This is a genomic window from Polaribacter sp. BM10 (assembly GCF_002005425.1).
Lineage (GTDB): Bacteria > Bacteroidota > Bacteroidia > Flavobacteriales > Flavobacteriaceae > Polaribacter > Polaribacter marinaquae.
Window position 1 is genome coordinate 732,290 of record NZ_CP019704.1, and the last position, 14,882, is coordinate 747,171.

Annotated in this window: 14 protein-coding genes; 8 read left to right on the forward strand and 6 right to left on the reverse strand. The window is 28.8% G+C overall.

Features of this window, described 5'->3' with window-relative positions; translation table 11 throughout:
• Nucleotides 1–12 precede the first annotated feature (12 nt).
• The 6 genes from BXQ17_RS03130 to BXQ17_RS03155 are packed head-to-tail and all read right to left on the reverse strand — an operon-like array spanning nt 13 to nt 5,695.
• Entirely contained in the window at nt 13–411 is a 399-nt protein-coding gene (locus BXQ17_RS03130; RefSeq protein ID WP_077809240.1) for a DUF805 domain-containing protein, read from the reverse strand.
• 28 nt (nt 412–439) lie between these two features.
• Entirely contained in the window at nt 440–1,774 is a 1,335-nt protein-coding gene (locus tag BXQ17_RS03135; protein WP_077809241.1) for a DUF58 domain-containing protein, read from the reverse strand.
• Between the two features lie 20 nt (nt 1,775–1,794).
• A complete protein-coding gene (locus BXQ17_RS03140; protein ID WP_077809242.1) occupies nt 1,795–2,814 on the reverse strand; it encodes a MoxR family ATPase in 1,020 nt (339 codons plus the stop codon).
• A gap of 2 nt (nt 2,815–2,816) precedes the next feature.
• The gene (locus BXQ17_RS03145) at nt 2,817–4,028 is read right to left on the reverse strand and encodes a hypothetical protein (protein ID WP_077809243.1); all 1,212 of its coding nucleotides are present in this window, start codon (nt 4,026–4,028) and stop codon (nt 2,817–2,819) included.
• Nucleotides 4,029–4,730, reverse strand: a complete 702-nt coding sequence (locus BXQ17_RS03150) for a hypothetical protein (RefSeq protein WP_077809244.1) — start codon at nt 4,728–4,730, stop codon at nt 4,029–4,031.
• Entirely contained in the window at nt 4,730–5,695 is a 966-nt protein-coding gene (locus tag BXQ17_RS03155; RefSeq protein WP_077811338.1) for a stage II sporulation protein M, read from the reverse strand. Before BXQ17_RS03155 ends, BXQ17_RS03150 begins: the two co-directional genes overlap by 1 nt.
• A gap of 22 nt (nt 5,696–5,717) precedes the next feature.
• Here BXQ17_RS03155 and BXQ17_RS03160 point away from each other — a divergent pair, with 22 nt between their 5' ends.
• From BXQ17_RS03160 to BXQ17_RS03195, 8 genes are all read left to right on the forward strand, one after another.
• A complete protein-coding gene (locus BXQ17_RS03160; RefSeq protein WP_077809245.1) occupies nt 5,718–6,530 on the forward strand; it encodes an RDD family protein in 813 nt (270 codons plus the stop codon).
• Between the two features lie 275 nt (nt 6,531–6,805).
• Entirely contained in the window at nt 6,806–6,994 is a 189-nt protein-coding gene (locus tag BXQ17_RS14675) for a hypothetical protein (protein WP_368348333.1), read from the forward strand.
• A 462-nt stretch (nt 6,995–7,456) separates the two neighbouring features.
• Nucleotides 7,457–8,050, forward strand: a complete 594-nt coding sequence (locus BXQ17_RS03170; protein ID WP_149025854.1) for a hypothetical protein — start codon at nt 7,457–7,459, stop codon at nt 8,048–8,050.
• Between the two features lie 152 nt (nt 8,051–8,202).
• On the forward strand, nt 8,203–8,685 hold the full coding sequence (locus BXQ17_RS03175; RefSeq protein WP_077809247.1) for a hypothetical protein: 483 nt from the start codon (nt 8,203–8,205) through the stop codon (nt 8,683–8,685).
• Nucleotides 8,686–8,959: 274 nt separating this feature from the next.
• A complete protein-coding gene (locus tag BXQ17_RS03180; RefSeq protein ID WP_077809248.1) occupies nt 8,960–11,377 on the forward strand; it encodes a hypothetical protein in 2,418 nt (805 codons plus the stop codon).
• Between the two features lie 60 nt (nt 11,378–11,437).
• The gene (locus BXQ17_RS03185) at nt 11,438–13,321 is read left to right on the forward strand and encodes a hypothetical protein (protein WP_077809249.1); all 1,884 of its coding nucleotides are present in this window, start codon (nt 11,438–11,440) and stop codon (nt 13,319–13,321) included.
• Nucleotides 13,322–13,355: 34 nt separating this feature from the next.
• A complete protein-coding gene (locus BXQ17_RS03190) occupies nt 13,356–13,805 on the forward strand; it encodes a hypothetical protein (RefSeq protein WP_149025855.1) in 450 nt (149 codons plus the stop codon).
• Nucleotides 13,806–13,863: 58 nt separating this feature from the next.
• On the forward strand, nt 13,864–14,880 hold the full coding sequence (locus BXQ17_RS03195; protein ID WP_077809251.1) for a hypothetical protein: 1,017 nt from the start codon (nt 13,864–13,866) through the stop codon (nt 14,878–14,880).
• Nucleotides 14,881–14,882 lie beyond the last annotated feature (2 nt).

Consider the following 14,882-nt stretch of genomic DNA (forward strand, 5'->3'; position numbering starts at 1 on the left):
AGTTTTTTGTTTTTATTCTTTTCCTATATTTTCTAATTCTGATGCATCCATTTTCTTCGGATTCATTCCGTATTTATTTTGTCCTTCCCAGCTATTTTCTAAAAATAAGATTAAGAGCCAAATTGGTCCTATTAAAGGAATAAATCGAACAAACCAATAAGTACCAGATTTGTTAATATCATGTAATCTTCTAACTGCACAAGCTAAATGTGGTGTAATTATAAATAGTCCATAAATACCTATTATTAAAAAACCTTCGTTGGTTGTAGTGAATGTATTTATAAACTCTGCAAGAAACCCAAGTACTGTAAATATAATTAGATAGCAAAGAAGAAAAATCCAATATTCTTTTCTTCTAGCACGACCAGAAAAATTTGCGTAATTTTTTATGCAGTACTTATAATAATTCATTGCTTTTTTTTTGACGAAAATAGTTTTTTTAGAACAATCCTCTAGATTTTAATTCAAGATATTTATTAATAACATCTCCGGTTAAATTTTCTGGTGCAGTTAAAACAGATTGAATTCCGTATTTTTTCAACTCATTTACAATTCTAACCTTTTCATACATAAACTTTTCTGCAATAATACTGTCGTAAACATCTTGTATATTGTCTGTATCTGTATTAATTAGAGCTTGCAATTCTGTGTTTTTAAAAAATATAATTAATACCAAATGATTTTTTGCTAAAGCACGTAAATAGGGTAGTTGCCTGTTTAAACCATCCATAGTTTCGAAGTTTGTATAAATAATTAACAAACTTCTGTGCGTAATTTTTCTTTTTATAACTGCGTATAGCGTACTAAAATCAGATTCAGAAAAATCAGTTTTAAGATTGTATAGAGATTCAGAAATCAAATTCATTTGAGAATTTCTTTTTTCAGCAACAATCCAATCTTCTAATTTTTTAGAAAAAGATAACATTCCGGCTTTGTCTTGTTTTCTTAAAATGATATTGCTAATTGCAAGTGTAGCATTTATAGCGTAATCTAATAAAGAAAGCTGATTGAATTGCATTTGCATTGCACGACCTTTATCAATTATAGCATAAACAGGTTGCGATTTTTCTTCTATATACTGATTGACCATCAGTTGGTTACTTTTTGCAGTTGCTTTCCAGTTTAAAGTTCTAATGTCGTCTCCAGAAACATATTCTTTAATTTGCTCAAACTCTAAAGAATGTCCAATTCTTCTCATTTTTTTTGTGCCGTAAGATACTGTGTTGTTGGTAAAAGCTTTAAAATCGAATTCTTTTAGTTTTAAAAATGAAGGATAACATTTTAAGATTTTTTCTTCTCCTAAAATATATTTTCTAGTTACTAATTGTAGCGGAGTATTCGTATAAATGTTTGTTTTGCCGAAGTTGTAAACTCCTCTTTGATTAGGTTTTAAATCATAAAAAAGGGATTTATTATCACCAGTAGCAATGTTTAAATTGAAATTGGCATCTCTTTTTTGAAACTGATAGGGTAACTCTTCAATAATATTTAAATGCGCTTTAAAACCATAAGTATTAGTAAAGTTTAAACGAATAGTATTCACATCTCCGTTAGATAATCTTTCGGGTAAATTTCTTGAAAACTCGATGCCATTTTTTAATTTATACAAAAGAATTACATCAATTAACGAAATTGTTAAAAGTATAAAAAGTAGCACTTTAGAAATTTCGAAAAATACGGGTACAAAAAAGCCAACAACAAAAAGTGCTGCAATTGAGCCTAATAAATAGAAAAATCTATTGTTTAAAAAGAGTGAATTGTAAAAGTTTTTCAAGGTTTAGTTTTCTCTTTAAATTATCTTGGTATTTCTACTGCTTCTATAATTTGCTCTATAATTTGCTTGCTTCCTAAACCTTCCATTTCTCTTTCTGGTGTTACAATAACTCTGTGTTGTAAAACAGGTATTGTCGCTTTTTTAACATCTTCTGGTGTTACAAAATCTCTACCACTTATGGCTGCAAATGCTTTAGATGCATTTAAGATTGCAATACTTGCTCTTGGTGAAGCGCCCAAGTATAAAAAAGAATTAGATCTTGTGTTTACAACAATATTAGCAATATATTTTAATAAATTTTCTTCTATTGCTATTTGATTTACCAAATTTCTATATTCTTTAATTTTAGCGGCAGAAATTACAGTTTGTATTTTACTAGATTTTGTGGTGTTATTTAAGGCTTGTTCTTTTAATATGATTTCAAATTCTTCTTCTGCATTTGGATATGCTACATTTATTTTGAATAAAAAACGATCTAATTGCGCCTCGGGCAATCTATAAGTACCTTCTTGTTCTATGGGGTTTTGCGTAGCTAAAACCATAAAAGGTTCTTCCATTTTATAGGTTTTACCATCAATAGTTACCTGTTTTTCTTCCATCACTTCAAATAAAGCAGCTTGGGTTTTTGCAGGTGCACGATTAATTTCATCAATAAGAATCATGTTCGAAAAAATAGGCCCTTTTTTAAACTCAAATTCAGAGGTTTGTAGATTGTAAACCGAAGTTCCTAAAATATCTGAAGGCATCAAATCTGGCGTAAATTGAATTCTACTAAAACCTGCAGCAATAGTTTTAGATAAAAGTTTTGCAGTAATTGTTTTAGCAACACCAGGTACACCTTCAATTAAAACGTGGCCATCAGATAATAACGCAACAATTAACAATTCTAACATGTCTTTTTGCCCAACAATTACCTTTTGCAATTGCTCTTTAATTTTAAAAACATTTTCTTGTAATTCACTTACATCTAATCGATTTTTAAACTCGATATTATTTGTTTCTTCTGATGAATTTGATTGTGCTGTATTTAAAGATTCCATAGTTATTTTTTAAAGAAATTTTCTATCATTTTATGTAATACAATTAATTGTTCTTTAGAACATTCTGTCTTTTTATTTAAAGTAATAATTGTATGTATTAAATATTTTGTTTTCTGTAGTTCGTTTCCAGATTTTGCTGCTAGTTTTTTAATAAAATCAGCATTTAAAATTGTTGTATCAATTAAGTATTTCGAACGAATTTTTTCTAAGAAAAATGTAATTTTTTTGTCAACTAAATTCTTATGATCTTCTTCGCTTAAATACAAGTTAGAAATTGTTTGGGTAAAAGCAACAGTGGTATTTTCTAATGGTTTTAGAACTGGTATTGCTCTTTGTTTTCTGCGCGCATTAAAGAGCATAAAAAATAGTAAGCCAATTATTGATACATATAAAAACCAAGTAAGCGTTGGGTGTTTTAAGAAATAATTAAAAATGGATGGTTTATCATCTGGATTCTGTGAATATTCACTCGATTTAATATGTTCGTCCCATAAAACTTTATTGTTTGGTAAATAGGAGAGTAGGTTGGCCACGTAATCTGTTTTACCTTCTAATAAGTAGTAATTTGTAAATACAATAGGGTTTGTGTGTAAATAAAAAGCACCTTTGCCATGATAGATTTTTACAAAATTGGGTACTTCTTCGCCATCTATCTTTGTTGTACCTAAAACCATTGTTTTACCTTCGTTGTATTGTAAAAAATAATTTCTTCTGATATTTCTAGAATACAAATATGGTTTTTTACCAAAATCTGGATGTTTTAGGTAAAATTCTCCGTTTAATTTTTTTAAATTTTGATTGCCAAAAGTGTTCTTATCTAAATTATTGATGCTAAAATCTAAAGCTTCTTTAAAATCGGCATTAAAATAATGTAAAGATATAAATGCAGAATTTCCTTTAGACACAAACTCTAATAAAGATTTTGTACCTTCTTTAGTTTGCTTAAAAGCACTATTTTTTATTAAAACATAATTTTTTTTACTGATTGTATCGCCATCAAAAGAAAAAATAGTTGTGTCGTAAAAATTTTCTTTAAGAATTGTAACATCTGTATCTGGAAATAAGTTAGAAGCTTCTTTGGAGATTATATAATTTCCAAACGGACTTTTTTCTTTTTCTCTGTAATTTTCATTCCAATTGGTTTTTGTACAACCTGTAATAAAAACCAAGGTAACAATTAAGAAAATTCTAAATATGTTTTTAAAGTGCATCATTTAAGAAATGGTTTTTATAAATGATTCATATTTAGTTTGTAATATAGAAAACTCATCTTTAGACACGGCAAAATCGCCATACCAAACGTAGCTATATACATAGGTTAAATAAGAAAATTGATTTCTAATTGTACCTTTTTTAAGTTCAAATTTGTACTCTGAATTCGTTTTGTCTTTATGATAATTAATTAGCTTTTTGGTAGCAAGCAATTTTAACGTTTTTAAAAAATAATAACGAATAGCTAATTTATAATTTTCTGTTTGTATTGCTTTTTCTAAAAGTGCATTTAGATCTAATTCATTAATATCATCTTCTTCATAAATTAGTTTTTCTGTTGTTTTTTTTGGATTTTTCTTAAAATTGAAAAAACCAATTTTAGAACCAAGAACCACTTTTAAGATGATAAAAATTACAATTCCGCCCAATAGAAAAGGAAAAATTACTTTTAAAAAAGAGGCAATACTTGTTAAAAAACTTAAATCGGTATTAGATCTTTTCTTTTCTTTTTCTTCTGTGTAAATAAAATCTTTACCTGTGTATTTTGTATGTAAACTATCAGTAAAAGTTCTTAAGGTACTGTATTCAATACTTTTAATGTATTTGGTTGTGTCTTTGTACTTTACAATACTATCAAGCTTTTCTTCTTGCGCTTTGGCAATTGAGCTTGTAAAAATCATCAATAATAAAATAACTTTTTTCATTATCTTAATTGATGTTTTCTAGCCACTTTAAAAGGCAAAATTAAATAGTAATAACTAATGGTTGCTAAGCAAAAAAGAATGATTGCAAAGCAGAAAAAGGTTGGCATAATATTAGAATACCTTGTAACATAACCTTCTAAAAAAGCAGCCATAATTGTAAATGGTATAGTACTTAAAAAGATGTAAAAAGCATTTCTTACACCTTTTTTAAAAGATTCGAATCTTTTTAATGTTCCTGGAAACAAAATGCTTGCACCAATAATATAACCTGTTGCAGCTTCGATAATCATTCCGAAGATTTCATAAGTACCATGAATCCAAATTCCTTTAATACTATCAAAAAAACTATTTTGCTGGTAAAAAAATGCCTGAAATACAGCAACCATTATTCCGTTCATCACAACATAATAACCCGTTCCAATTCCTAGAAACAAACCAGAAAGAAACATATTTAGGCCAACTCTTTGGTTGTTATTATAAATACCAATAAAAGTACCCCAATTACTCCCGCCTTTGTAAATCGCCATAGCATCACCACTTTCTATATTTTCTAGTGTTTGATCTATATATTCGTCACTTAAAACTTGTCTAGCAAAACTATCATCATTAAAAGTAGAAAGTAAACCAATAAAAAAGCACACAAAGAAAAAAGCAAATGATAAATAAAAGAATTTTCTGTATTGATAGGAGAGAAGTGGCACTTTGTCAAAAAAGAAATATAAAAATATATTCTGATCTCTTCTTTTAGAATGATAAACTTTGTCGAAACTGCTTTTAGCTAATTTATTTAAGTACGAAGTAACCTTACTTTTTGGGTAATACGTTTGGGCATATACCAAATCATTCATGATTTTTATATGCAAGTTGGCAATGTCATCTGGACTTTTTTTCGTTTTATTTGAAATAACTTGTTCAAATTCGAGCCATTTTTCTTTATTTTGCTTTATAAAAGCGACCTCTCTCATTAAGAGCGAATTTAACCATTGCATGAAAACACTCCAAATAAAAACCGCACAAAATATAAATATAAATTTTACGGTAGCCAACGTTGGGCAACGTTTATTAGCGTTTTTATTTGACAATATTCTTAAGTTTGCTTATATCTATTTTGTGTATTATGTGTTTGATTTTCAAGCGGTAGAAGAAACATTTTCTGGCGATACTTGGACGGTACAAGCAGTCGGAATTTTAGTCTTAATTCCGGTTACTTTTTACACATTATATTCAGAAATTTTAATGGATGGACAAACATTAGGAAAGAAGCTTTTACATGTTAAAGTAATAAATGTAGATGGATTTAAACCTTCGGTTTCTGATTATACAATGCGTTGGTTTTTACGAATAGTAGATTTTAATTTATTTCTACTTTTAGCGGTATATATACAATCTATTACCATTGATGATTCTGATTTTCTTTTAGGATTGACATTTATTGTAGGGAAGTTAGTAGGATTATTACTGATAATATTTACACCCAATAATCAACGATTTGGCGATATCATTGCGAATACCGTTGTTATTTATTTAAAGGATGAAGCAAAGTTTTCTGAAACCATTTTAGAGGAATTAGCTGATAAATACGTACCAACATATCCGAACGTGATTAAATTGTCTGATAATGATGCACGAATAATTAAAAATACATATAAGACTGCTATTAAATTTAATGATTATAAAACTTTAATAAAATTACGCACTAAGATTATTGAAGTTACGCAGATTAAATCTATGCATAAAAGTGATAGAGAGTTTATATCTGTTGTTTTAAAAGATTATAATTTTTATACTCAGAATATGTAATTATTATATTTGATAGAAATAGAAGTATGGTTTTAAATTCTCTATTTAACATAATATAAATTATATAACATATGTATGATTATTTATTTATAACCATTTTATGGCTTATTACGCATATTTATAGATATTAGTGATTTAGGTTTTGTTTATAATTGTTTTAATAGCAATTAACAGAATGGGCAAAATCCGAAGTATTTTCAACACGTTTTTTTACCTTATTTTCGATAGGGTTTTTTATTGCAAGTGTTGGATTTTGGCAATTAGGAAAAACAGATTTGGCAAAAGCCTATATCATTCCAACATTAGTGGCAGGTATATTACTTTTAATAATTGGTAGCGGTCTTAATTACACAAACATTCAAAGAGTTAAACAATTTGAAAAACATTATAATGAAGACGTTTCTGCTTTTTATCAATCTGAAATTGAACGTTCAGAAAGTACTTTAAAGGAAATTAAAAAATAATTACATACGACACCGTATATAATTCATTGCTTAGTTTTAGCTCACTTGGGTAATTCCTTCAGATTTATGTTTTTCGTAATTTATTGAGTAGATAAGTTGCTTAAAACATGCAACTAACCATATACTAACCGCCTCTATCCCCTACTTATAAGTATCTTTACATACAAACAGGTAACTTAATATATATATGTAAATATTACTGCCACCAATTACAAAGAAGAACTTAACATAAACCGAATTTACTAAACTATCAATATAAAAATAATTATCTTAAGACCTTCAGCATTATTTAGTTGATAATATTGCCAAAGAAAAATGCTGTTTCTATTTGATAACTGCTTGATATTCAGTTTAAGTAATAAAAAAAGGTTTTGTTATACAAGTAAATAAAATCTAAATGCAATATATTTGGTGTTATATAACGAGTTGGCTGTAATTAAAAACCGAAATCAAAATTAACATATGAAATTAAAAAGAAATTTATTTACAATTCTATTTTTGACAATTAGTGCAATTGGAATTGCTCAAGATTATAAAAATGAACTGAAGAAAGAATTTAATGATTATTTGAGTACAATTGTCAATATGGAATTTGAAAAATCTATGGAATACATTGTTCCTGAATTTTTTGAAATTATTCCTAAATCGCAAATGATTAAGGTTATGAAAATGACTTTTAACAATCCAGATATGGAATTCGAAATCAAGAATCCGAAAATCTTGAAAGTTAATGACAAAAAGGAAATTGAAAAGAAATATTACTCACTTCTGACATACTCAAATCAAATGAATATGAAAATAAAAGGAGAAGAAGGAGAAACAAAAGACGAAAAAACAACACGAATAAACTTGACTAAATTGTCATTGGAAAGCACTTTTGGTTCTGAAAATGTAGTCTATAACGAAAAAACTGACTTTTTTGAAATTCAATCTCAAAAAGATGTTTACGGAATTTCTGAAAATGGAGAAAAAAACTGGAAATTTTTAGTAATTGAAAAGAAACAGAAAATGATTTTGGAAAAGTTATTACCAAAAGAATTGAGCGAAAAAATATAAAAAACTACAGCCAACACCGTACAAAATTAATTGCTTGCTTTTAGCCAACTTACGAAAATCCTCGCGGATTTTCTTTGTCAGTAATTATTTATTAAATTTATTGCTTAATCACGCAACTAACCTTGTACAAACACGTTGTAGCAAATTACAGAATGAAACCAATCAAAGTAGATTTAGACTTTTTAAAATTTATAAAAACTGGAAAATTTGGTTTTATTAAACTTGGAGAAAATAAAACTGAAATTGAAAATCAAGGTTTACCACCTGAAAATTGGATTAATGGAAAATCTAAAGAAAATTCAAGAATATGGAGATATGGAAATATTGAATTTCATTTTAATGAAAAAAATGAATTAATTCATATTTTCAATGATTATATATCTAAAATTAACGGTGGAGAAAGTTTCTTAATCTCAGACTTTTGGATTTTTACAAATAATGGAGAAAAACCGAGCTTATTAAAAACAATGAAGGAATTAAATTGTTTGAATATAGATTTTTTGAAGAAGACTTATGAAGTTGGAATTATTGAAATAAAACTTAAAAATGGAGTTTACTTTTCATTTTATGGAAATAAAGAAAACAAAAATGAAAATCCAAATAATTGGAAAATGTGTGTAATCGGAAAAAAATAAACTTGCTACAACACCTTGTATAAAAAATTGCTAAATTTGGCTTAATCAAAAATTTGTACTTTTTTGTCAACCCCTATTTTCCTACGGAAAATAGCCGTCGACTTAAAACGCAAATTTCCATACAAAACAACGTTGTAGCCAATTAAACAAAACCGTTATCTATTCTGAAACTTAACCAAAAAGAATTTCATTTATATAAACAAAAAAATACGTAATCTGTCGTATTTTTTAAATCAAATAACTACTATAAATTGCCAACCAAAACTAAAAGTTTATGAAGCATAAAAGTATTTTAATAATAACAATAATAAGCATATTCTCATCTGCATTTGCGCAAAACATAAATTGGATAAATGCCCCAGTAAACCCATTACCAAAAGGTGCTAACTTAAAAACCACGCAACTAAAAGGAGATGTGTTTCAAGAATACTTCTCCTTTTACGATACCAATGGTAATGAGCTGGATTTTGGTAACAATTACCATATAAAAAGGGATCAGCAAAACAGACCTATTACTTATACCTATCCTGATGGAAAAACAACAGTCGTTACATATGATGCAGATGGAAATTTAATAAATGACGAGGGTAGAATTTATGAATATGACAACCATAACCGAATAATAAAAGCAACATTTGCCTACAAAACTATCGAATACAGTTACCAAAAACAAGGTGATTTATTAATGGTAACTATCGTGTCTAAAGTAAAAGATAAGGCGCCAACCACTAAAATAGAATACTATACAAATGGTCTATTAACTGAAAGAAAATTAACCTTAAACAGTGAGAAAACCTTTTTTAAATATAAATACGATGAAAAAGGCAACTGGATCACTAGGATAGAAACCAATGCAGCAGGTAATTTAATAAACCAATATACAAGAAGTATAATTTACCATAGTGAATATAAGGATTTTAAAAAAAATGCTGTAATAAAAAAAACAACCGGAGATCAAAATTTAAAAGGAGGGCTTGTAATGCCTCATTTATACATTAATGGGAAATTAGACAATACAAACTTATTTTGCAGATTCAATAATGATTATATTTTTTTCAATCCTTTAACGTCTACCTATTACATTGCCCCAAATGCCTTTGATGAGTGGGTATCTACAAAAGATTCAATACCCTTTAAGCCATTAATTAACGCACAAAATATAGTTGTGAGCGATGGAAAAACTGCAATTTGTATAGAAGAAGGAAAGACCGGTGTGTTTTCAGATAGAAAATGGAAACTCAAAACCGAATATAGAAATATTATTGTAACTGATGCCAAAAGTAATGACACATACTTTGCCGAAAATGCTTTTGGGAATGGTACAAATAATGGAACCAAGGCATACCCAGCCATTTCTATGACAGATAAAGGCAAAGAAGTATGGTATGTACTAAACCAAGACAAGTCTCTCATTGCATTTTATCATAAAGGAAAAAAAGTACCTGTAACTTACAAAGGCATTATTGCTAACACACAAGACCAAGTATATGCTGTTAATGGTGTAGCTACTTATGTTGCTCAAGATTATAGTAACGCAAAGCCATTGCTATTTAACATAGGACGTTATTTTAATCCTTCTAATGATAAGCTAGCTACAAGCACCACCACTATCACTAATACAACTGATAAGTGTACAAAAGGAAATTGCACTGACGGTTACGGAACATTTATTTTCGAAAGCGGTGCCAAAGTAGAAGGTTTTTTTAAAAACAGAAAACTTAATGGTTACGCAGAGTTTGTTTACGCTAATGGCGATACTTATAGTGGTAATTACCTTGAAGGTCAACTCGATGGTTATGGCATTTACCACTGGAAACAAAACAACTTGCACTATTATGGCCATTGGAAAGATACAAAACAACACGGCTATGGATATTTTGTAAAAAATGGAGAAACTGTTGAAGCTGGTATCTATAACGAAGGAAAATTGGTAACCAATCTTTTAACCGACTTTTCTAACGGCAAGTCTAGTGGAAATTGTCTCGGTAATTGTACCAATGGCTATGGATCTATTACCTATGACCAAGGTGATGTTTATGAAGGATTGTTTAAAAACGGTAAGCCATACAAAGCTGGCACTTATATGTGGACTAACGGCAATAGTTATATGGGCGATTGGGACGAAAGTGGCAAAATAAATTATACAGGTCAATTTTTTACCAGTTCATTTGTCTATAAAGGTGCTTTTGCTCACAATGGATTTATCACAGGTCTAGGTGTAAAGCTAGATAAAAAAACAAACACTAAAAGCTATGGTGAGTTTAAAAGCGGAAAATTGGTTGTAGATTATGCCAATGGCCATACATCCTCAGCCACTACAACAAATAACAGTACTGCCTCAAAACAAGCAGAAAAAGCTATGTTAACCGCAGCAAATTCATTAATAAGCTTATACTACAAAAGTAATTCTGAGTTTAAGAAAATTGTAGTTCAACAACATAATAATTTTACACAAACAATGAGCATTGATAAGTTAAATAAACTACACGCATTATTTATTAAACACCTATTTCAATTAGATAAAGTAGTTGCACATAGATACTTGCTATATCTGCCAAACCCTTATTCAACTGCAAATACAGGAAAAATATTAGTCGAATTAAGTAATGAAGAACGAACATTCATACGAGAAGAATCTAAGAGATTTAATAGTCAATATAAATTAAAAAAACAATATGTGCCTAAAAATTAAAACATATTTAAAACTTTATTAGTTTTTTTTTAAAATTTCACTTAAAAAACTCTAAGGTTCATGAAAAACAAACAACTATATATAAAACTACTTGTGGTGTTACTCATATGTCTAATAACCATTAAGATGTCTGCACAAGGTCTTAACGAAGAGGGTATTTTCCAGAAATATTACCTTTTAAGCAATAAAAAATTAGAAGAGTTTAAAGAACTAAAACGGCTTTCTTGGTCTGCTTACAATAAACTAGTAAATAATAATACTATAAGAGTTGATGGAGAGTATTTGGCTTTAAAAAAGAACAAAAAAAAATACGATGAGATTACCTTTGTTTTAGGTGGTAGGTGGCTTACCATGTCTGGGAAGCTCTTCATAAATAAAAATAAATCTTACGGTGATGGTCTTAAAACACCAAGATACACAAGTGTTGCTATTGAACCCACTTCAGATATTAGGTACAAGAGTAACGGTCAGCTATTTGCCAGTATAGAAGATATTGAAGGAACCATGATAAAACCATCGGGTAATCTTTATTATGAAGATGGTAGTGTCCTTTATAGTGAAGAATTAGACGAGTCAGGTCAATACAACCGTATAACCATTAGAAGAGCTAATGGAGAATATGATGTGTTATTAAATGCTATGTTGCAAAAAAATTATGGTTCATCCTTTTCTAATATGATATATCCAACATATCCTAGTCCTTATACTATTTCACCAATAGCAAATGAAACCTCTGTGATTAATTTTGAAAATGGACATAAGTATATAGGTTGTTCTACTCTTGGTACTTATGATGCAAGAGGCAAAGGTGCATTTACTGGTTTTATGCCTACTTTATTTATGGAATACGGTAACGGAGGTGTATTTTTCTTAGAGAAACCATGGTCAGAAACACCTTATCAGTGGGCTTTGGTTGTTGATGGAGAAGTTGAAATGACTATTCCTGCTAAAGCCACTGATAAACCACAAATAGATAGTCTACTTAATAATTTGTCTGTTAAGATGAATTATTATCCTAATTCTAAATTGTTAAACAAAAAAGAAGAAAACAAAACTATATATTGGCCTACAATGGATGGTTATCTTCATAGTAAAGACACTACAAATCTTAATGGTTATGGCATCAAATTTCATACAACCGATTCTATTTTTAAAGGAGACCATTCATACCTAGAAGTAGGCACTTTCAAAGATGGAAAATTACACGGTATGGGTTATAAGGTAAATATAACCAGACTCTATAATGATAAATTTTCAAGTCGTCCAAGTAACCAAGATGAAGATTATCAAGCGTTTGCTGCTAGGGTAAAAGGTGCTGCTGGCGTTTTTGATAATGGCATATTAGTAGAAGGACGAGAATTAAATATTGATAATGCAAGAAAAACATATATAAATGGTAATCGATGGAGACATATACCTGTTGAAGGTTTTGCCTACATTGGCCAAGAACCACTTAGTTATAAAAAGAGTGTTTATCATGGCGAGATGCCTTTTACAGAAGTTCCTACTTACAATTCATATATCTATATAAGCAAGATAAAACGTCAAGTAAAAGTATTGGAAATAAATACTACAAAGAAAGCCATTAAAGTAATGGGAGACTATAATGAACCTGTATGGTTAGATAAAAACTCAGGACCTATATATTATCATTATTCAACAAAAACATCTACTACCAGCTTTTGCCCCAAAACCATTACTCGAAAAAAGTATAAAGAAATTGATGTAAATAAGTCTATCGACCGAAACACAACAACAGTGAGAAAGGTAGATGGAGCCATAGTTGATTATTATTATATTACTCGCAAAAGCGACCCAATAAAGTACACCGTTAAAGAAACAGTATACGATGGCTATGAGACAGTTACTTGCCCAGTTTGTAATGGTGCAGGAATAAGAAACATTCCAGCAAATAGCAATGGTAATAGACAATTAACATTTTAAATTAATATCATTACCCTAGTAAACCTTATTTCTTATGAAAACACTTATAACTATATTTTACTTGCTTATATTATTTTTAAGTATGAATGTTTATTCACAACAAGAAAAAACAAATTCACCTTACGATAAACTTTCTAAAGTAGATAAAGGCTATAAATTACTTTCAGCAGAAGCCGAAGTATTTATTGATTCCTTTAACGAGAACCAAGATAGTGTTGTGCAATATGTTAATGATATGGGAAAATCGTTTAATAAATATAAGGTGCCCTCATATGTACAAAATGAAAAATTATTATATGTTATAAATGAACTCTTCGATGTTAACAGATATTTAGCCTTTAGAATTTACATGGTTCTTAATAAAAGTAGCAAAGATTATATTTATAATAATATAACCTCTGATATAAAAATGTCTTTTCAGTTGGCTTCAAAAAGATATTTTAATAAAAAAAAGAGGATAGAGAATGCCAACAAAGGCAATTAAATACTAATGCTATTAAAATTTTATTAAAAAACAATACAAACTTACACACTAAAACACAATGAACCAGACAATTAATATATTTTCAGCTATTCTATTGTTACTTAGTTTTAATGCAAGTGCTCAATCCCTACCACAAATAAACGCAAAGGATTATGGATTTGAACTAAACACCAAACAAGTTGAAATTATAACCTACAATGTTGATAATGACAGTGCAGTGGCGTTAGAAATTAGTAGCTACAGCTTTAACAATGAAGGTGATATTGAAATCTATGAGAACCGAAATAAGCAAAACAAGTCTTGGGGAAAATCAAAAAATAAATACAGAAAAGGAAAGTTACACAAAAGAACCTTTAAGTATAGTAATTCTACTTTAAACACAAACCATAATTACACCTATGATAGTAATGGTTACTTAACCAATGAGCAAATTCGTTTAAATAACGGAAATACGAATACTGTCAAATTCGAATATAAAAATAATTTGCTTCACAAAATTAGCAGTAATATCGATGATGTAGTAATCACACATCACTATACTCAAAAAGGACATTTATTTAAAAAGGTATATGCTATTAATCAAGCTAGCAAACCTAATGTTGTTTCCAATCATTTTTACTTAGAAAATAAAGAAATTTTTTCTTTCACAGAGCCAAAAAACCATTATAAAGCACATATCTATAATGAAAACGTATACATTGGTTTTGAGCTTATAGACGACGAGCGTGTTAAAAGTAAACTAGATAAAGGCATTCAACGATTTAACCAAGAAGCGCCTAAAGATAATCTTCCGTTTAATTTACAAAAACATTGTAACCAAACTTGGCAGTTTTACGATAAAAATTTAGACAAAGTAATCCCTTTAGAAATAAAAATTTACAAGTATATAAAAGATGCTTCAGGCAATAAAATAAAGTATGCCGAAGCAGTAGTAAACATAAAAACCAAAACCATTTCTAGCATTAGTTTTTATAAATCAATTTTTAAAAATAATAATGTTGTAGGTAGTACAGCTTTCGATAAAAAAATATTTTCAGAATTTAAAGAAGATATTAAGTTTATAAATATCCCATAACA